The sequence below is a fragment of the Oceanobacillus indicireducens genome (assembly GCF_014647195.1).
Lineage (GTDB): Bacteria > Bacillota > Bacilli > Bacillales > Amphibacillaceae > Oceanobacillus > Oceanobacillus indicireducens.
The window spans coordinates 104,463-126,272 of record NZ_BMOS01000002.1 but is presented as its reverse complement, the minus strand read 5'-3'; the positions used below and the strand labels follow the sequence as shown (position 1 = coordinate 126,272).

The window sequence follows — 21,810 nt, the reverse complement described above, 5'->3', positions numbered from 1 at the left end:
CGCTTGAATAGCTGCAGACGCTGTTTCTTTGGTTGATTAGAAGAACTCTAATCGCTTGAACAGCTGCTGACATCGTTCCTTTCGTTGAATAGAAGTGCTCTAATCGCTTGAACAGCTGTAGACGCTGTTCCTTTGGTTGAATAGAAGAACTCTAATCGCTTGAACAGCCGCTGACATCGTTCCTTTGGTTGATAAGGAGTACACTAGTCGTTAGGAATACTGCTGACGTCAAATCTTTTGTTGTTTACAGAAGTTCTATCCGTTCGAGCCACTACTAAAGTCAGTTCCCTCAACCGATTATAAGTGCTCTAGCACCCAGCACCCGAGCACAAATCGCTATTTTAGTATGATGCAATACGAAAAACGTCCCTCCATAAAAAGAGGAACGTTCATCTTATGCATACATTTTATCGATTTCTTTCTGCAATGCTTGATCACGCACATAATCATCGTAGCTCATCTGTTTATCGACAATCCCGCTTGGTGTAATTTCAATCAGGCGGTTCGCGATACTATTTACAAATTGATGGTCATGAGATGTAAACAGCATGGAGCCTTTAAATTTGATCAATCCATTGTTTAGGGATGTAATCGATTCTAAATCCAGGTGGTTTGTCGGCTCATCCAAGAGAAGCACGTTCGCATTGGAAAGCATCATTTTCGAAAGCATGCAGCGAACTTTTTCTCCACCGGAAAGGACCTTCGCCTTCTTCAACGCCTGTTCTCCGGAGAACAGCATTCTCCCTAGGAAGCCACGGAGGAATGTTTCTGTTTGGTCCTCTGGTGAGTATTGCCGGAGCCAGTCAACAAGATTCAATTCTACTCCCTCGAAGTACTCTGAGTTGTCTTTTGGGAAATAGGACCGGGAAGTCGTCACGCCCCATTTAAATGTCCCAGCATCTGGTTCCATTTCACCCATTAAAATTTTAAACAATGTCGTTTTCGCAATATCATCGCGGCCGACGAGTGCAATCTTATCATCCTTATTCATGATGAAGCTTACATTATCAAGCACGACCGTATCGCCAATTTTCTTCGTTAACCCTTCTACGCGCAGTAAGTCATTCCCGATTTCCCGCTCCGGTGTGAAAGCAACATATGGATATTTTCTCGAAGAAGGCTGGATATCATCAAGCGTAATATTATCAAGCATCTTTTTCCGGGAAGTCGCCTGCCTTGACTTCGAGGCATTCGCACTAAAACGAGCGATAAAGGCTTGGAGCTCTTTAATCTTCTCTTCCTTTTTCTTATTGGCGTCGGCTGCCATTTGTGCCGCTAATTGACTCGATTCATACCAGAAGTCATAGTTTCCGACCGTAATCTGAATCTTACCGAAGTCTACGTCAGCAATATGAGTACAAACTTTGTTCAAGAAATGACGATCGTGGGAGACGACAATGACGGTATTCTCAAAGTTGATCAGGAATTCTTCTAACCACTGAATCGCTTGGATATCAAGACCGTTCGTCGGCTCGTCAAGTAAGAGAATATCAGGATTCCCGAATAAACTTTGGGCAAGCAGGACTTTAACCTTCTCATCATCTGCAAGCTCGGACATCAACTTATCATGAAGCTTTTCACCAATACCTAATCCTTTCAAAAGAATTGCAGCATCAGACTCTGCTTCCCAGCCGTTCATTTCCGCGAATTCGCCCTCAAGCTCAGCAGCTCGAATTCCATCAGCTTCAGAGAAGTCTTCTTTCATATAAATTGAATCCTTTTCTTGCTTTACTTCGTATAATTTACTATGACCCATTAAAACGACTTCAAGCACTGGATATTCTTCGTAAGCGAAGTGATCCTGTTTTAATACAGCAAGCCGCTGGCCAGGAGTAAGGGACACTCCTCCAGTCTGAGGCTCAATCTCGCCGGATAAAATTTTAAGAAAAGTGGACTTACCTGCACCATTCGCACCAATTACTCCATAACAGTTACCTGGAGTAAATTTCAAATTGACATCTTCAAACAGCTTCTTATCGCCGAAACGTAAGCTGACATTTGTAACTGTAATCATATAAATCCTCCATTATAAAAAATCCAGGCTGTTTAAAACGAACAACCTGCACGATTCGTATTAATCGTAACTATCCAGAGTAAGCTTACGTTATTTGAAGGGATTCGTCAATGAAAAATCGCTTGTCTTACGCATTTTAACAGGGATTGAACAAGTACCCGAAAAAAATAATAAAATGGTTAAAAAAAGAACTTGGCGAAAAATGATTTTTGTGTAATAGTAGATTGTAGCTCGCCTCTTTATATGGACTGAAGAAAGGGGGAATGATAATGAAAGAAAGAGAGATTTATTTTCTATTTACAGATACGGGAACCAGTTTAGCAAAAGTGATCAACTTCTTTACGAGGCGGGATTTGAATCATGTCTCCATATCCTTTACGAAGGATTTTACAACAGTATATAGTTTTGGTAGGAAACGGCCTAAAAATCCATTTATTGGTGGGTTTGTCCAAGAGGATATAACGAGTGACTTCATGGCAAACGCGAACTGTGCCGTTTATTCACAAACGGTCAGTGAAGAAGAATACCGAACGATGGTGAGGAAAATACAAGAGATAGAGATGAGGCAGCATGAATATCGTTATAATTTCATCGGATTGTTCGGTGTTCTGTTCCGAGTTAAAATAAAACGGCGTTCGGCCTTATTCTGTTCCCAATTTGTGGCGACTGTAGTCCAAGATTCAGCGAAATTCAATTTTGAAAAGCCGACCTACTTTATAACACCGTATGATATCCGGAAATCATTGGAAAACAAACTAATCTACTACGGGAAACTAAAATATTACAGAGAAAGCTTACAACCGCTTCCGGCACCCCAGCTAGTCCTGGATGAACGCACCATACCAAAGCAATCATTTTTATTTCATATATCTAATAAATTTAAACGTTTAGTCATTAAATAGTATGAGTCGAGTCGTTAGAAAAGAAAACGGCTCTTTTTTTATCACGTATTAACGGTCTGTAATACCCCCACCCCTAAACGAGAGGGAAACCCAATATGTGAAGGGGGGTAAACAGTCCGTAAATACCTGATTCTGTTCAGCTAACATTCAGTGGGGGGTAAGGAATTCCCCACCGAATGAGTTTTACTTTATGGTGACATAGTGAAAAAAGATCTTGGGTGCTGACTCTGGGAAGGAGTTAGCGCCCTTTTCGTGTTGGGGTGTCAGATAACAGTCGAAGGAGTTAAAGTTTTTCTGTAATTCGCATTTCATATAGGCCCTCGTACCTAAAAAGGTGAGTTTTGACTGGTAATTGTGATGGTTTGTATAGTTTCTGTTTAGAAAACATATCTATACTTAGGTTTGGTAAAAAACGAATAGAGAGGGGTACGAGGAATGTCTAGGAAAACGGGCAGTAGAATTAGTGTATTGTTCGCAGTAATGTTGCTGTTTCAAACCTTACTAAGCAGTTTTGCTTATCCGGTCCAGGTTTTTGCAACAGGTTATGATGACTCTGTCTTTACCGGTATTTCAGCCGAAGAGACAGGCGAACAGCAAGATTCGGAGCATGGAACAGTTGAATTAGTCGATGTGCAAATTAATTGGTCCATCGAACATCTAGAGATTGAATCAGGGGACACGGACTCGATTAAACTTTCTGATGATCTGTCAATTGATGCAGATCAAACAGGAAGACTTCTTACAGAAGATGGGGTGGACATTGGGGAATACACGGCTACAACGAATAATACTGTAGCGGTAACTTTCGAGGAGACAGCGGAGGAATATCCGGACTCGAAGGGAGTATTTGTGGTAGGGGCGATGAAACCGCATGTGGAAAGTGAAGAGCCAGAAGACGAATCTGATAAAGCGGCCGAGACAGAAGGCGATGAGGAATCTACAGGAGAAAATGATGAGGATGCTGTGAGTGACGAGGGTGTTTCTGATGAAGCAGAATCCGTAACGGAGGAAGAAGCTGCAGAGGAAAGTGTGGACGAAGAGGAAGCTGTTGAAGGGGAAGAAACGGAAGAAAGCGAGCAGTCCGTTAAATCAAGTAAAGCTTCTCTGGAAGAAAATCTAATTACTGATTTTGTTCTATTTTATACTACAAAAGACGGATCAAAAGTGCCGATTGAAAATGGTGCGGAAATTGAGGTTGATTTAAGTGATCTGAACGCTGTAAGTTTGGATTATAGCTTAATAAAACCTGATGAAGTAGATATTTCAGCGGGAGATACTTATACGATTCCATTACCAGCGATTGCTTATGGAATTGCTGCAGATAATCAACCGATAACAATCAATGGTGATACAGTTGCAACCTACAGCATTATCGATAACCAAATTGTTATCACATTTAATGAATCAGTCAATAATTACGATAATGTTGAAATGCATGTGAACCTTTCTGGCTCATTTAACACGGAGGTATTTGAAACGGAAGAAGAAGTTGTGATAGAAGTTCCTTATAGAGAGGGTAACTCATTCACTGCAACAATTAGAGCTGAAAGACAAGAATATGATGGGGAAGATAAAAAAGAAGCTGGATCACCATATATTTTAGATGAAAACGGTGAAAAGGTACCTGTTGACCGTAATCCGGAATTTATAGATTGGACTGTTCGTGCGAATGATTCCATGGGTTCATATGAAAATGCAACTATTATAGATGATTTGGGTGCTAATTTAGAAATTGTTAAAGATAGTTTTGTAGTTTATCAAATTATTAGAAACTACAAAAATGAAGAAATTGATCGTGTCAAGCTCGATGATGTTGCTCCAAGAATTACGGATTCCGGTTTTGAATTGAATTTAGGAGCAATCGAGGATGCTTACGAAATCACTTATACAACACGAGTTACTCGCCCAGGTGGCGGTGGGACGCATACGATTAATAATGATGCACGTATCGTCTTGGATGGGGATGAAAATGAAGTAAAGGATAGTTTTACAGGTACTTGGTCTGGTGACATCCCAACACTTGAAAAATCAGGTAATATCTCAAACGCGAATGCAGATATGATTGAATGGCAAGTGAAATATAACTATGGTCAAGAAGAACTTGGATCAGATGTTATTCTAACGGATACATTGACTCATGGTGAAGTAATATTAGATTCAGTTCGAGTTGTTGAAGTTAAGACAGATATTGATGGTAATGTCATCGAAGAAATAAGAAGTATTGAAGTGGAAGCTGTTTTAGATGACAATGGAAACTTAATGATTCCAGGTCTTGATGCAAATGGTCGTGCGTACAATATTACATTCCAGTCAACTTTACCACTAGGGTTAAATGATGAGACAGTTACGAATACAATAGAAGATAACTATAATAATAAAGATGATGCCTCTGTTACTGTCAATACCATTCCAACAGGTGGGAAATTTGGAGAACAGCTTGTAGATGACGAAGGTAATCCGTATATTCAATGGACGATTACCATGAACTCAAGGAAAGTTGACATTTCTAACATTAATGTTAAAGATGTTTTCAGTAAGGAACATTTAAAATTTGATGCGGCTGATACTTCTTTATATGAATTATATAAAGATGGGGTTGAAGTAGAAAATTATTCAGTCACTGACTATACACATGATGATGGGCGTATCGGATTTCATTTGCAAGTAACCGATGCTGGGCCTCATGAGTATAAGTTTGTATATCGTACCTATTATACAGAGGACGGAATGAAAGAGCCACACTTAGCAAATGATGCAGAATTAATATTTGATGATGGTACTGGCGAAGGTATTGGTGTAGATGTTGATTACGAGCAAGATGGACCTAAAGCGGGAATTAGTAAATCCGGTAAGTATGTTTTAAATGAAGAAGGTTTGCAAGAAATTGAATGGACGATTACATTCAATAATAGCCGTATTTTACTAGATAATCCTGTCATTGAGGATATATTTACAAGTAAAAATTATACGTATGTGAATGATTCATTAAGCATGACGGAGAATGGCGAGCCATTTACCGACTATGAGATAGAAGGTCCAACGAGTGCTGGGTTTACCCTAAAGATTAAGAAAAACACAAATGCTGTTTACGCAATCACTTACCGCACCACAGCAGATGATGCAAAAAATGAGGATCAGAGAAATGATGTGGAATTAACATGGCAAGGTGGCACGGAGAAAGCAAATGCCACTGTCGGTAAACGTCACCCAGGTATGAATAAATCCGGAAAAGTTGTAATTAATGATGATGGTACGAAGTCGGTTAATTGGACTGTTAACTTTAATACTAATAGGCATGTCATTCACAATTTCGAGTTAACAGATACGAATTTACCAAACACAGTGGAAGTAAGCAATATTAAAGTTACAACTAATGGTGAGGATGTAACTGATCAATTTGCGATTTCAGAGCCAAAAGATGGGCAGTTCACTGTATCAATAGCTAAATTAGATGCGGTGCCTTATCAATTAACGTATTCGACAGCCTTATCAGCGACAGAGGAAGCGCAGGAAGTAAAAAACACTGCTGCAATAACATATACTGGAGGGTCTGATTCTAAAACAGCTACCATTCCAAATCCTGAATTAGGTGTTCAAAAAGAAGCGGTAGGTCAGGTTGAAAAATCAGAGACTGGTGACCTTATCAATTGGAAAATCACGGCCAACACGGATACTGCTAAACATCTTGTGAATTTAGTGAATCCTGTTTTAACAGATGAAATCCCGTCTGACCAAAAGTTGGTTGCAAGCTCAATTAAAGTGATGCGTACCGGAACGGAAGAGGATATAGCAGGAACTCTTAAGATTGATGAAAAAGATAATGAATTCACTATCAATTTACCAGATGGCCCATATCAATATATTGTCACGTTCCAAACGGAAATACTGGAGTATCCATCAGTTAATGACAAAATTGATAGATATACAAACACTACGACACTATCTAATGATGGTTATAAAGATGTGTCAGCTAATGCTTATATCGACTACTTTGCAGATGGAACTAATAATAATAATGCAAAAACTGGTGCAGTAAATGAGGATACAGAAAATATTGATTGGGAAGCAACAGTAAATCCACTTGGTTTAACAATAAATAACGCAGTAATTACAGATGAATTAAGTAAGAATCAAACGTATGTAATTGATGATAACCATGAAATTAGTGTAATGAACAACGCTGGAGAGCCACTGGATGGAAATAAGTATAAGTTAACTATAGGTGAGGGTAATCGGAGTTTTATAATTACATTTACTGATCCGCTTACCGAATCAGTAAAAGTAACGTACTCTACAAGATTAAATCCAGAATTAATCGGCTCTTATGACGTTACAAATGACATTACATTAACTGGAGGCCAATCTGTCAAGGAGTTATCGAAAAAAACGGAATCTATAACAACAAGTCAATGGTTCTACGGCGGTGGTGGTTCAGGTCGGACAGTAAACTTTGAGTTGAACAAAGAAAACACTGATGGAAACCCACTAGAAAATGTAGAGTTTAAACTTGAACGTGTCGACATTAACAATAACGTTATACCAGTAAATGCAGAAATTGTAACTGACGAAAATGGAGGGTATGAATCTGGTAAAATTCGTGCCGGTCGTTACATTTTAACTGAAAAAGAGGCGCCAGAAGGTTTTAAACTATTGGATCCAATCTATTTTGCTATCGGTTATTCTAAATCAGGAGTTGAGGGAGAATATACAGTTACCTTCATGAACTCGGATTGGAAAGAAGCAGAAAATAAAAATGCAACAGCAGAAGGCAATAAAATAACAGTAATAAACGATTACGAACCAGTACCAGTGACATTAGCAGCATCTAAAAAACTAGAAGGAATTAAAGAGCTTGAGGATGGGCTATTTACCTTTAAATTGAAGGATTCTGATGACAAGGTAATTGATACCAAAACAAATGATGCGTCTGGAAATGTTATATTTGACGAACTGACTTTTGATAAGGTTGGAGAATATACGTATTCCATTCAAGAGGAAAAAGGAAATCTTGCCGGCGTTACGTATGATAAAACGGTCTATGAAGTAACTGTTAAGGTTGATACAGATAGCGATGGAAAACTTGCTGCAGATATTTCTTATGAAGAAGATATTCGTTTTCCGGAGTTTACAAACACCTATAAGGCAGATCCGGTGAATGTAGAACTTGAAGCAAATAAATCGCTTCATGGTTTAACTTTATCCGAAGACCAATTCGAATTTGAACTGGTTGATGAATCTAATGATGTAATCCAAACGGTAAAAAATGACGCAGAAGGTAATGTAACCTTTGAACCAATTAAGTATGACACGGAAGGCAAGCATGTATATATCATTCGTGAAGTTGAGAGTAAATTAAAAGGGATTATCTCCGATGACAAGGAATATCTTGTCACAGTCACCGTAACAGACAACTTGGAAGGAAAACTAGAAGCAAATGTTAACTACATGAATGGCCCAGCAGGATTTACAAATACGTATACACCTGAACCAGATAGTGTTGTATTTGAAGCAAGTAAAATACTAAAAGGGAAGACTCTTGAAAATAATCAATTTGACTTTGAACTTGTTGATGAAACAGGAAATGTTCTTCAAACAACTTCAAACAATGCAGAAGGTCAAGTAATTTTTGACGAAATTACCTTTGATGAGACTGGGGAGCATACCTACACTATTCGTGAAGCCCAAGGAGACTTAGGTGGTGTAACCTATGATTCTAGTAAATTTACTTTTAAGGTAACAGTTGAAGATAATGAAAAAGGTAATTTAGTTGCTACAGTTGAGGAAATTGATGGTCCAGCGGTGTTTACCAACTCCTATGAAACGGCGCCTGGAAGCATCGTACTAGAAGCGAATAAAATATTAGAAGGACAAAATCTGCGTAACGACCAATTTGAATTTGAGTTAGTCGACGAATCGGGAGAAGTTCTTCAAACAGTAAAAAACAATGCAGCAGGTCAAGTAATCTTTGATGAAATCACTTATGAGGAAGTTGGAGATTATGAATACACCATTCGCGAAGTAGAAGGTACACAATTAGGTGTAACTTATGATCAAAGTGAAATTAATGTAACGGTAAATGTGTCTGATGATGGAGAAGGTAAATTAGTTGCTGTAGCAAGTTATGATAAACCTGCTGCCTTTTCAAACAGCTATACTCCTGAACCGGGCAGTGTGGTGTTAGAAGCAAATAAAGAGTTAAATGGGCAGAAGTTAGTAAATGGGCAATTCAGCTTCGAACTTGTAGATGAATCTGGAGAAGTAGTTCAAACTGTAACCAGTAACGCTGATGGTCAAGTAATCTTTGATGAAATTGACTACGAAGCTACAGGAACACACACGTATATCATCCGGGAAGCGGAAGGTACACAGGGTGGTATGACTTATGATCAAAAGACGTATACAGTTGTTGTTAATGTTACAGACGATGAAGGTCAATTAGTCGCAACACCAAATTACATTGGCGGTCCAGCGGTCTTTACAAATAATTATGAAGCTGATCCAGATCGTGTAGTTGTTGAAGCGAAGAAAATTTTGGAAGGCCAAAACCTTGTTAAAGACCAATTTACTTTCCAACTATTAAATGAATCAGAGGAAGTAATTCAAACAACTACTAATAATGCGGATGGCCAAGTAATCTTTGACGAAATGGTATTTGATGAAGTCGGGGTTTATCATTTCAGCATTCGTGAAGTAGAAGGGACGCAAGGTGGGATCACATACGATTCAACAGTATATAACATTAGTGTTGATGTCGTGGATGGTAGAGAAGGTCAATTAATTGCAACGGTAAATTATATTGATGGTCCAGCAGAATTTAAGAATGTCTATACTCCAAATCCAGATAGTATAGTTATAGAAGCAGAGAAAATCTTAGAAGGTCAAAATCTGCGAAAAGGTCAATTTGAATTCGAATTAGTAGATGAATCTGGAAAAGTTCTTCAAACAGTAAAAAATAATGCAGACGGCCAAGTGACTTTTGATGAAATCACCTATGAGGAAGTTGGCGAACACAAATATACCATTCGCGAAGTAAAAGGTGTTCAAGGAGGAGTAACTTACGATTCAACTAAATTTGAAGTGACTGTAACAGTTACGGATGACGGCATTGGTCAGTTAACTGCAACTTTAGATGCCGGTGACGAATCATTATTATTCACTAACACCTATGTACCTGCACCTGACAGTGTGGTGTTTGAAGCTGAAAAAATACTGGAAGGGCAAGATTTAGTAACTGAACAATTCGAATTTGAATTAGTTGATGAATCAGGAAAGGTTGTTCAAACAACTACAAATAATGCAGAAGGTCAAGTAATCTTCGACGAAATCACTTATGATGCAGTTGGCGAACACAGGTATACCATTCGTGAAATAAAAGGCGTTCAAGGCGGGGTTGAATATGATACTTCAGAATTTGAAGTAACGGTAACGGTAACTGATGATGGCGCAGGTCAATTAACTGCTACTGAAGACTATACTAATGGTCCAGCAGTATTTACAAACAAATATTCAACTGCATCAGTCTCAGTGAAGTTTGAAGCCGAAAAAGTCTTAGGTGGTCGCTATACAGCATTAGAGGCAAATGAATTTACATTTGAAGTGTTGGATGTTGAAGGGACTGTAGTTTCAAAAGGAACAAACAACGCAGATGGTGTAATTGAGTTTGAAACGATTGAATTTGATAATGTAGGTTCTTATGAATTTACAATTCGTGAAGTAGCTGGCGATGATAAAGATATCAACTACGATGAAACAGTCTATAATGTGGTTGTAGAAGTTGCGGATAACGGTGAAGGTCAGCTAGTTGCCGAATTGACTTATACTGAAAAACCAATCTTTACAAACGAATATGATCCAAGGAAGGTTTCGGTTGGTGATTATGTATGGATTGATGAAAACAAAGATGGTTTACAAGATGAAACGGATACTCCACTTGAAGGTGTGGTATTAACGATTGAAGATGAAGATGGCAGTCCGGTTACAGATGTGTATGGTGAGCCAGTAGGTCCACAAACAACAGATGAAAATGGTTACTACTCATTTGATAACTTACCAGTCGATAAGACATATAAGGTGAGGATCGATCGTGAAGCATCAGCAGAAGCCTTGAAAGGATTAGAGCCAACTTTAGAAGAAGTGGGCGATGATAATTCGGTGGACTCAAGCACATGGGAAGCGACATCCCGTCATTTAACAGAAGAAGGTTACCGCGATCCGACCTTAGACTTTGGATTTATACGTCCAAGTGTTAGCGTCGGTGATTATGTATGGTTCGATCAAAACAAAGATGGCCTTCAAGACAAAACAGATATTCCAATTAAAGGTGTCGTATTAACGATTGAAGATGAAGAAGGTAATCCAGTAACAGATGTGTACGGAAACACAGTAGAACCAACAGTAACAGATGAGAATGGTTATTATATTTTTGAAAACCTGCCGATTGATCATACGTACACGGTAAGGATTGACCAAGAGGCATCTAGAGAGGTATTAAAGGAATATGTTCCAACACTCCATGAAGTAGGAGATGACAGGGCAATCGACTCTTCTACATGGGAAGCGACATCCCGTCACCTAACGAAAGATGGGGAACATGATCCAACGCTTGACTTTGGTTTTGTGAAAAAAGTGATTGAAGTATCTGGCACGAAAACTTGGGAAGACGCTAGTAACCAAGACGGCATCCGCCCGGACTCGATTACGGTTAACCTTTTAGCAAATGGCAAGCAAGTTGATTCTGTAGAAGTAACCGCAGGAAATGACTGGAGCTACGAGTTCAGTGACTTACCGAAATATGAAAATGGTGTTGAAATTGTTTACACTATTACAGAAAACACGGTCACAGACTACACGCAAGAAATTGATGATTTTGATATTACGAACCATTACACACCAGGCGAAACAGCGGTAACTGTAACAAAACATTGGGATGATGCCGATAACCAAGATGGTAAGCGTCTTGATGCGATCAAAGTTCAGCTAACAGCAAATAGCGATCCGGTTGGTGACCCTGTTGAACTTTTAGAGGAGAATAACTGGACACACACATGGACAGAACTCGACGAGAAAGCAGCGGGTGAAACAATCGTCTATTCTGTAATTGAATTAACGGATGCAGAAGATTATGTAACAGAAGTCAATGATGAAAATCATGGAAACATCATCATTACAAACAGCTACACGCCAGAAACCATTGATATTTCCGGTGAAAAGACATGGCTCGATGGTGACAACCAAGCGAAGGATCGACCGGAAGAGATTACAGTTAATCTCTTGGCAAACGGTGAAGTTGTTGCGAGCATGAATGCGACGGAGGCAGAAGACTGGAGCTATCAATTTACAGACTTGCCGAAGTACAGTGCTGGTAAAGAGATTATCTACACGATTGAAGAAGTCCCGGTAGAAGGATATGAAACAATCATTGATGGTTATAACATAACGAACCTCCGTGTCGGTACGATTGATGTAGAAGGTGTGAAAACATGGGTTGGTGACAGCGAAGAAGTGCGGCCGGAATCCATCACAGTCCATCTTTTACAGAATAATGTCGTCATCGATACGAAAGAAGTAACGGTAACAGACGACTGGAAATACAGCTTCACCGATCTTCCAGCGTTTGACGAAGAGGGTGCGACATATGTTTACACCATTGAAGAAGAAGCGGTGAAAGATTACGAAACAACAGTCAACGGCTATGATATTACGAACACGTATACCGTAGAAGTTGAGGAAGGTGCAGAAGATCCAAAGGACGGGGAGGACAAAGATAAAACTCCGGGTACACCGGTTGGTAAAGAAGATAAAGAAACATCAGCAGGTGTAGAAAGAACAGATTCAGATTCTGGAAAAGGCAGCAAACTTCCAAGAACAGCGACAAATATCTTTAATCTGTTGGCTATCGGAATTGCTCTAATTGTTCTGGCAGCCGCCATTACAATCTATCGACGAAGAAAATCTGCATAAACAAACAGAAAGACTCTAACCGTCTAAACGACAGTTAGAGTCTTTTTTTCGGTGGGACATTGGGGTCAGAGCATTTGTCCCAGGAAGCGGGACAAATACTCTGACCCCAATGTCCCGCTTTAATCAAAAATATTAGATGCTGATTTGTTTCTTAAAATATTAATAATTTGCTTCCCATCGCTCGCATGTTTTTCCGAATATTGGATGGGAAAGAGGGAATAAAACATGAAGTAGATTGTAAAATAACCGAATTGGTAGAAAAAAGAAGTCTCTGGCAGTGTGTTGCTCATAATTAAGATATTGATTAGTAGCAGAGAAAATAAATTAAGCAACACACCCCCAGCATATACAAGGATATGTGAAGCTTTTGAATTCACTTTTAGCGACTCATAGTGACAAAATGAATCAAGGAAATAAAAGCGATTCACTTTTACAGCGCCGATTCTAAATAATTGCTTTCCTCGACCCAGAACTATCTCCGAACGCCCACCGAATAAACGGGCCATCAAATAATGCCCTAGTTGATGAATGAATGTCACTAATGGAAGGTTTACGAAAAAAGCCCAGAACGCTGTAATAAAGTCTCCCCACTCAAACACAGTATCAACTCCATAGTTACTCATTCCACATAAAAAAATAATAAAACATTAGATGGAATCGAAGTTGAATAGAGTGGAGAGGGGCATTGGGTCAGAGTATTTGTCCCATTTAATATGGTTCGGCGTCGTGGCCTTTTCGGATTGCTTCATCTACTGCTTTGTCTGCGTCTTTTGCACCGAGTGGATGCATTTCTTCTGCAGCCTCCATCCCGGTGGAAGATTCTTGTTTACTTGATAGTTCCAGACCTTCGCGTAATCTTCGGCCATACTCTTCATCTGCTGACTCCGCAAGCGCAATCATTTTATCTTGAATTACCTTCGCACAGGTAGAAAGGTCGTTCACAAGATTATGAATAAGCTCATCTTTCTCCCATTGCTCGAACTTACGATAGGTTTCCCCAGCTTGTTTCGTGTTATCGTCTCGGTCAATGGATTCACGGACAATATTACCTTCCACAAACGGAGTGTACTCTTTCCCGGTTTGTTCGGCTTCTTCAAGCCCGCCCAAGCTGGATGGTTCATAGTTCACATGCAAATTCTGTTTAGGCCCTTTATCGTTATCGAAGCGCATATGGCCGCCCTCCTGGTTAGTTGCCACCCGTCTTTTCGCTGCGTTAATCGGCAGTTGTAAATAGTTTGCGCCAACACGGTATCGTTGTGTATCAGAGTAGGAGAAGGTGCGGCCTTGGAGCATCTTGTCTTCAGAAAAGTCTAAGCCATCCACAAGTACTCCCGTCCCAAAAGCGGCTTGTTCCACTTCGGTAAAATAATTCTCCGGATTACGGTTAAGTACCATTTTTCCAACTGGAAGCCACGGGAACTGATCATCCGGCCAGAGCTTCGTATCGTCGAGTGGGTCAAAATCAAGTTCCGGATGTGGTCCATCCTCCATGATTTGGACGAATAATTCCCACTCGGGATAATCGCCTTTTTCAATCGCTTCATATAAATCCTGTGTTGCATGGTTAAAGTTTTTCCCTTGGATTTCCTGAGCTTCTTTCATTGTGAGATTCTTGATTCCTTGTTTCGGCTCCCAGTGGTATTTCACGAGAACTGCTTTACCTTCAGCATTTACCCATTTATATGTGTTCACTCCGGAACCTTGCATCATGCGGTAATTGGCTGGAATTCCCCAAGGCGAATAAATAAAAGTCACCATATGGAAAGATTCCGGCGAGTTCGCACAGAAATCAAAGAAACGCTCACTGTCCTGCACGTTGGTCACAGGGTCTGGGCGGAATGCGTGGATCATATCAGGGAACTTCATCGCATCTCGGATGAAAAATATTTTGATATGGTTTCCGACTAAGTCCCAGTTCCCGTCTTCTGTGTAAAATTTCACGGCAAATCCTCTTGGGTCACGCACAGTTTCTGGAGAATGGTTCCCATGTACAACAGTGGAAAAGCGGACAAATACAGGAGTTCGCTTCCCCTTGCCGTGGAAAACTTTCGCTCGCGTGTATTTAGAAACCGGTTCATCACCGACCGTTCCATACGTTTCAAAATAACCGTGAGCCCCAGCACCTCGAGCATGGACAATCCGCTCTGGGATTTTTTCGCGGTCAAAATGGCTGATTTTCTCAATAAAGTCATAGTTTTCAAGCATCGCCGGTCCGCGATTTCCAACGGTTCGGATATTCTGGTTATTCGTAACCGGATGCCCTTGCCGTGTCGTTAATGTGTTCTCATCTTCCTTATGCGTTTCGTAATCATCTTTGGGTGGTTCTTTACTCATTGCTCGTCCCTCATTTCCTAAAGTTATCAATGAATAGCCTACCCAGATAAGAAGATTTCATGCAAAACGGGACATGGGGTCAGAGCTTTTGTCCCAAATATCTGGGACATTTGCTCTGACCCCATGTCCCGCTCAAAAGGAGGGACAACTGCTCTGACCCCGTGTCCCGATCAGGGGAACATTTTCCAGCTTTCGATGCCGAATGTTTCGTATGGGACGCTGATGCGGAAGGCGAGGTTGTTTTCTTTCAGGTCGATGGTTTCGACGGCTAGTTCGAAGTTACTGCGAATATCCATGTCGGAAATGGCAATATAAATCTCTTCTTCATTTGGGTCGACGGTGACCCAATCTGGCATTGGTAAGTATCTAGCCAAGTATTGCATAATTCTCCGGTTCGGTAATTCCAGTAATCCAAGTGAAATTGATTCTTGTTTTAAAATAATATCCCCATTTTGGGCGACTTCCGGTTCAAAATGCATAGATAGGGGGACCGTCGTCGAAAACACTGGCAGTTCTCCGATCAGATGCACATCTTCTTCCAATTCGATTCGGTACTTATGCCGTGTATTTTCAGTTAGATGTTCAATATAAGCATTAATTAGATTATTTAAATTTTGCTTTGATGTCCTTACAATGAATTGGGAGCTTTCCTGCTTGGTCTCCGCTGATTCACTAGGTAATTCCACATCTTCCGCCGGCCAAAAGATCAAACTGACAAGCAGCAGGAGGCCGGCAATATTCAATGCTAAAATCAAGAAAAAACCTGTTTTCCAATTGATCTTTTGTCGGTGCCTATCGGTTCTCGCCATGCTGTCAACCTTCTTCTCTAGAAATATAGTCTAACACACGCTCTGCCATCAAATAATATCCCGTATAATTCGGATGGAAATTATCATCGGCAAATACAGGGTCTTCATTCCCTGCAAATAAATCGATAATCGGAATGAAAGTAATATTATCTATTTCGTTCGCCAAGCTGCTTCCTGTCTCATTCCATGTATTTACAATCTGATTTAATTCCTCGATATCTTGGAAATACTTTTCAAAAGGATTATAGATCCCAAGCAAGTAAATATCAGCATTTGAATTAATATCAGAGAGCCTTTCAAGAACCTCTTCAAGCCGCTCTTCATAATCGCTATGTTCATCAATAAAGTCATCCATTTCGAGGTTCGTAATATTCTCTTTTGCCACTTGCATGATGTCATTGGCGCCAATCGTGACGAGAACAATATCTGCCTCTTCCAGTGCTTCAATGATTTCGGGTTGCCCCAAGCGGATTAAAAGCTGATCCGTCCGATTTCCTGGGATTCCAAAGTTTTCAAATGTTGCAATCTCGTACTCTTGATTGATGGAACGCTCTAAAATGCCGACATAGCCGCCACTATTTGTTGCATCACCAACTCCACGGGTCAACGAGTCACCAATCGCAACAATTTTCACTTCCCGTTGGAAAATCCGGCCAATCGTCTCTCGGACAACATGGGTTAATCGTTCGGAAAAGCTGTTTTCCTCTTCTTCAGTTTCTTCCTCATCTTCCAGTTCATCTTGTTCGGGTTCGATATCTTCCTTCAATTCTTCCGCATTTTCCTCAGGGATTAACGGTTGGGTTAATGCTGGGGGCATACCATCGATATAATATAGTATTCCTATTGTTAAAAGAATGATTGCAAAAAGAATAAATAATATTTTTTTCATCGTATCACACCTATAATCTGTCTACTACCAGTATAAAACGTGGATTTAATTTGTCTAGTATTCTCTATCTATCCAATTATTCTACGCACAAAAAGTTGAAGTTAAACGAGGAGACAGGAACAAAAAAGAAACGAACGCACCTTGCATTCGTTTCTTTACTAAAAACAACTGTTATATTTCGATTGCTTCTTTTGCTGCTTTACTGCCACGGATACGGTCTAATTCATCCGCAATGGATTTGCTTTCGATCACGTGAATGCCTGCTGCTTGTGCATATTCTGCTGCTGCATCATCGATGTTATTTTCAATCCAAAGAATTTTGCTTTCTTTATTGATAAGTTGCTCGATTGTTTCTTTCGGAAGTTCTTCCGCATTTACCACAAGAGCATCAAGTGTCCCGGAAGTGCCATTCAATTGTTTTGGCTCCTCAATCGCTACAACTTCAAAACCGTAGTTACGCAACTTCTTCTTGGTTGCTTCATCAACTCCAGTAACTGCAATTGTTTTCTTTCTCAACCCATTGGAGCGATCGAAAGGCGAATGGAGCAACCAGTTAGCTGCGTCATCCGCAGTCGGTGTGAATTGTGGTGCTTTACCAGTTGCTTTTGCAATAGCTTGGTCAAGGTCTTTCAAGATATCCTTCGTTGACTCAAGACCAATTGATAGCCGGACAAGCTCTTCAGGCGTACCACTCTTTTGTAAGTCCTCTGCACTTAGTTGTTGGTGTGTCGTTGAAGCGGGATGAATAATAAGGGATTTCGAATCTCCAACGTTTGCCACATGGGACCAGAGGGTAATGTTATCGATCAGCTTACGTCCTGCTTCCCGGCCACCTTTTATACCAAATGTAATGATAGATCCTGCGCCTCGGTTTAAATACTTTTTCCCTAATTCATAGGAAGGGTGTTCCTCAAGCCCTGGATAGTTGACCCATTCAACAGCTGGGTGGTTCTTTAGGTACTTAACGACCTCTTTCGTATTTTCCAAATGACGATCAATACGTACTTGTAAAGACTCTAGCCCTTGAATGAAAGTGAATGCGCTCTTTGGACTTAGTGATGCACCAATATCACGTAGAAGTTGAACACGTAATTTTGTTGCATATGCAGCCGGTCCTACATCTGCGTATTTTAAACCTTTATAGCTATCGTCCGGTGTTGTGAACTCAGGGAAACGCGGGTTATCCCAGTTGAAGCGTCCACCGTCAATAACGACACCGCCGATAGTTGAACCATGACCGCCAATCCATTTCGTTGCCGAGTGGATCACAATATCTGCGCCCCAGCTAATTGGTTTTGTGATGAATGGGGTTGCAAATGTATTATCGATAATGAGTGGAAGCCCATTTTCATGCGCGATTTCAGCAACTGCTTCAATATCAAATACGTTCAAGCTTGGGTTCGTAATCGTTTCCCCGAATATTGCTTTCGTTTTATCCGTGATTGCTGCACGGAAATTCTCCGGGTTTGTTCCGTCTACTAGCTTAAATGTGATTCCGTATTTCGGTAAGGTGTTTAGGAACAGGTTATACGTTCCACCGTAAAGATTGCTGTCCGCAATGATTTCATCACCGGTTCCAGCGATGTTTAGAATAGCGAGCGTAATAGCAGCCATTCCAGAAGATGTTGCCACTGCTCCTACACCATCTTCAAGATCCGCAATCCGTTGTTCAAAAGCTCCGACGGTCGGGTTGGTGATTCTTGTATAAATGTTTCCTGCTTCTGTGAGCCCGAAAAGATTTTGTGCATGCTCCGTATCCCGGAAAACATAGGAAGTTGTTTCATAAATCGGAACCGCTCTTGCCCGTGATGTTGGATCTGCTTCCTCCTGACCAGAGTGAAGAGCTTGTGTTTCTAAATTGAAAATGTTGAATTCTGACATTGATAATTCCTCCTTGGTTTTGAAAAATATGTAGCTTGGAATGTTTTGGAGAGAGGGGAATAATTAAAACGCCCCCCTTCCTTAAGAAGAGGGGCGTATAGTTTACTATACATATCCTCCTCTTATCTTCCAGATCCGGGTAGATCTGTAGGATTTAGCACCATTAAAAGTAAAATTGCTTACTTCAAGGTTGCCGGGCTTCATCGGGCCTAATCCCTCCGCCGCTCTTGATAAGAAGATTTCTTGCTTCAGATTTGCTAGAAGCGCGTTAATTGCGCTACTTAAAAATCTTTTATAAATTTACAGATGATTATAACGTTTAATCCAGACTAATGTCAACCCCTTTAGTTGGTTTTTTAAAAAAGATTGATACCGGGACATGGGGTCAGAGCGTTTGTCCCGCTGGTCTGGGACATGGGGGTCAGAGCAATTGTCCCGCAGGCGCTGGAACATTGGGGTCAGTGTATCTGTCCCACTGGGACAAGTGCTCTGACCCCATTCTTATGTATTTGCCTGTCTTTTCGCTGGGTGATGATATACCGAGCTTAAATAGAGAATTAATGCAAACCAGATAAATAAAAAGGCGATAAATTTTTCTATTGAAAAAGCTTCATGATAGACGAATACTCCTAGGAAGAGCATGATCGTCGGTGTAATGAATTGTAAAATCCCTACCATAGATAGCGGAATTGCTTTTGCTCCATTAGCAAATAATAAAAGTGGAATTGCTGTGGCGATCCCTGCGCCAATAAGTAAAAGATTTGTCCCGGATATAGCAGAGGACAGAGTGAAAGCTTGACGTGGTAGCAGGAAAAGGTAGCCCGCTGCAATTGGTGTAACTAGCATCGTTTCAATCGTTAGGCCATGGGTGGAGCTAATGTTGATTTTCTTTTTTAGAAGCCCATAGATTGCAAAGCTTGTTGCAAGGGCGAGTGAGACCCAGGGAAAGACACCGCTTGATACGCTCAGATAAAGGACACTTATGGCACACAGAAGAAAGGCAAATCCTTGTCGCATCGTTACTTGTTCCCTTAAAACGACAATACCTAAGAAAATGCTCATTAATGGATTAATATAATAGCCTAGGCTTGCTTGGAGGACGTAACCATTCGCGACTGCCCAAATGAATAAGAACCAATTCGTCGAGATAAGAATTGAAGCAGCTGCAATAGCTAGTAGGTCCTTTGGATTTCGTAATAAATTTCGGCACGTATGGAGAAACGAACGGAATTGTTTGATTGTAAGCAGTAAAGCAATCATGAAAATGAATGACCAGACAATTCGATGGGCGAGCGTTTCCATTGGATTCACATGATCGAGAAGTTTCCAGTACATTGTTAAGAAACCCCAAAGCAAATATGCACTAAACGTATATAACGTACCTAACTTCATTTCCCTCGATTCCATCATCACCAATCCCCCATCCTAACCCCTCTGTAAGTATAAAAACAATATTAAGACTAATTACGCAAAAACGCAAGAATCGGGACGGGGGGTCAGTGCATTTGTCCCGCTGGTAGGTGGGACATTGGGGTCAGTGTAGCTGTCCCATTGGGACAAATGCTCTGACCCCAAGTGTCCCAACTCCCTCGGAAAACGCTTTCATAATAGTGTTTTTTCTTGTATGCTAGTTATAGAGATATTGCTTCATTTTGAAATGAGAAGTAAAGGGGAGGAAGCATATGACAAAGAAATATCAAAGGTTTGAAACTGCAGTGATTCATGAGGGTTATGATGAGAAGGAAATGCTCGGAAGTCTGTCCATTCCACTATTTCAAACATCCACTTATGTTTTTGACACGGCAGAACAAGGCGAAAGACGATTTAGCGGGGAAGAGGAGGGATTTGTCTATTCGCGTTTAAGAAATCCGACCGTTCGTGTCCTTGAGGAGCGGATTGCCAGGCTTGAAAATGGAGAGAAAGGTCTTGCTTTTGCTTCAGGTATGGCGGCTGTTTCGGCGGTTTTATTATCCTTAACGAAGGCAAATGATCATGTTTTATGCTCTGCTGGGCTTTACGGCTGCACGTACGGATTATTAACACTGATGAAGGAAAAATACAATATCACGTCAGACTTCTCCCTGCTTGACTCAGAAGATGCAATCCACGCTAAAATAAAACCAGAAACCGCATTGATTTATGTTGAAACACCGATCAATCCCACAATGAAGCTTATTGATTTGGAACTTGTAACAAAAGTTGCGAAAGAATATAGTATTCCAGTCGTCGTGGACAATACGTTCTCTACACCTTATTTACAGCGCCCGCTTGATTTAGGCTGTGACGTCGTTCTTCATAGTGCTACGAAATATATTGGAGGCCATGGTGATGTCATTGCTGGTCTTGTCGTCGGTAAAGCAGATTTTATTGATGATTTGGCAATCACCGCGCGTAAGGACATTGGCGGAATTATGTCACCATTTGATGCGTGGTTGCTACTCCGCGGCTTGAAAACATTGCCCATTCGAATGGACCGTCACTGTGAAAATGCAGTCAATATTTTTGAAAAGTTAAAAGGGCATCCAAAAGTTGCTTCGATTTATTTTCCAGGCGATACGGAATCAAGCGACGGAAAAATTGCAGCAAAGCAGATGAATAAGAGTGGCGGAATGATTTCTTTTGAAATAAAAGGAAGTAAACAAGATGCCCAGTACTTTATGAACCGATTGAATTTTATTAAAATTGCAGTGAGTCTCGGGGATGCGGAGACATTGATTGAACATCCAGCAACAATGACACATGCAGTCGTGCCGGAAGCGTCTCGTTTAAAGATGGGCATTACCGATCAATTGATCCGGCTCTCGATCGGGCTTGAAGCTTGGGAAGATATTTGGGATGACTTGGAACAGGCGCTAGAGCATGTTTAAAGTGAAACACATTCTGTGGGGTATTACAGACTGTTAATACGTATAAATGGAAAGAAGCATCTTATTCCGATTTGGGGTAGGATGTTTTTTGTGTTCAAGCTGTCTTCGTAGGGTATATTAATTGAGGTAAATGCTTTGCCCCACTTTCTAACAG

Annotated in this window: 10 protein-coding genes and 1 riboswitch; of the genes, 3 read left to right on the top strand and 7 right to left on the bottom strand. The window is 40.6% G+C overall.

What is annotated here, in order from left to right:
- Positions 1-394: 394 nt before the first annotated feature.
- Positions 395-2,014, bottom strand: a complete 1,620-nt coding sequence (locus tag IEX94_RS02070; RefSeq protein WP_188855828.1) for an ABC-F family ATP-binding cassette domain-containing protein — start codon at positions 2,012-2,014, stop codon at positions 395-397.
- Positions 2,015-2,283: 269 nt separating this feature from the next.
- Here IEX94_RS02070 and IEX94_RS02065 point away from each other — a divergent pair, with 269 nt between their 5' ends.
- Both IEX94_RS02065 and IEX94_RS02060 read left to right on the top strand, forming a co-directional pair.
- Positions 2,284-2,916 carry a hypothetical protein gene (locus tag IEX94_RS02065; protein WP_156854133.1) on the top strand — a complete coding sequence of 211 codons (633 nt, stop codon included), beginning with the start codon at positions 2,284-2,286 and terminating at the stop codon, positions 2,914-2,916.
- 435 nt (positions 2,917-3,351) lie between these two features.
- On the top strand, positions 3,352-12,876 hold the full coding sequence (locus IEX94_RS02060) for a Spy0128 family protein (protein ID WP_188855827.1): 9,525 nt from the start codon (positions 3,352-3,354) through the stop codon (positions 12,874-12,876).
- 119 nt (positions 12,877-12,995) lie between these two features.
- On the opposite strand, the gene IEX94_RS02055 is transcribed toward IEX94_RS02060, so the two are convergent.
- From IEX94_RS02055 to rarD, 6 genes are all read right to left on the bottom strand, one after another.
- Positions 12,996-13,499: a hypothetical protein gene (locus IEX94_RS02055; protein WP_188855826.1), complete on the bottom strand. Its 504-nt coding sequence runs from the start codon at positions 13,497-13,499 to the stop codon at positions 12,996-12,998.
- A gap of 85 nt (positions 13,500-13,584) precedes the next feature.
- Positions 13,585-15,210, bottom strand: a complete 1,626-nt coding sequence (locus tag IEX94_RS02050) for a catalase (RefSeq protein ID WP_188855825.1) — start codon at positions 15,208-15,210, stop codon at positions 13,585-13,587.
- A gap of 170 nt (positions 15,211-15,380) precedes the next feature.
- Positions 15,381-16,019 (bottom strand): YpmS family protein, encoded by a 639-nt coding sequence (locus IEX94_RS02045; RefSeq protein WP_188855824.1) that lies wholly within the window; start codon positions 16,017-16,019, stop codon positions 15,381-15,383.
- 4 nt (positions 16,020-16,023) lie between these two features.
- Positions 16,024-16,908 carry a GDSL-type esterase/lipase family protein gene (locus tag IEX94_RS02040; RefSeq protein WP_188855823.1) on the bottom strand — a complete coding sequence of 295 codons (885 nt, stop codon included), beginning with the start codon at positions 16,906-16,908 and terminating at the stop codon, positions 16,024-16,026.
- Between the two features lie 171 nt (positions 16,909-17,079).
- Positions 17,080-18,789, bottom strand: coding sequence for an O-acetylhomoserine aminocarboxypropyltransferase/cysteine synthase family protein (locus IEX94_RS02035; protein WP_188855822.1), 1,710 nt, complete (start codon positions 18,787-18,789; stop codon positions 17,080-17,082).
- Between the two features lie 119 nt (positions 18,790-18,908).
- A riboswitch (SAM riboswitch) is annotated at positions 18,909-19,026 on the bottom strand.
- Positions 19,027-19,290: 264 nt separating this feature from the next.
- Complete coding sequence (rarD, locus tag IEX94_RS02030) at positions 19,291-20,199, bottom strand: EamA family transporter RarD (protein WP_308425567.1); 909 nt, start codon at positions 20,197-20,199, stop codon at positions 19,291-19,293.
- A gap of 272 nt (positions 20,200-20,471) precedes the next feature.
- On the opposite strand from rarD, the gene megL reads away from it, so the two are divergent.
- Positions 20,472-21,656, top strand: a complete 1,185-nt coding sequence (gene megL, locus IEX94_RS02025; RefSeq protein ID WP_188855821.1) for a methionine gamma-lyase — start codon at positions 20,472-20,474, stop codon at positions 21,654-21,656.
- Positions 21,657-21,810 lie beyond the last annotated feature (154 nt).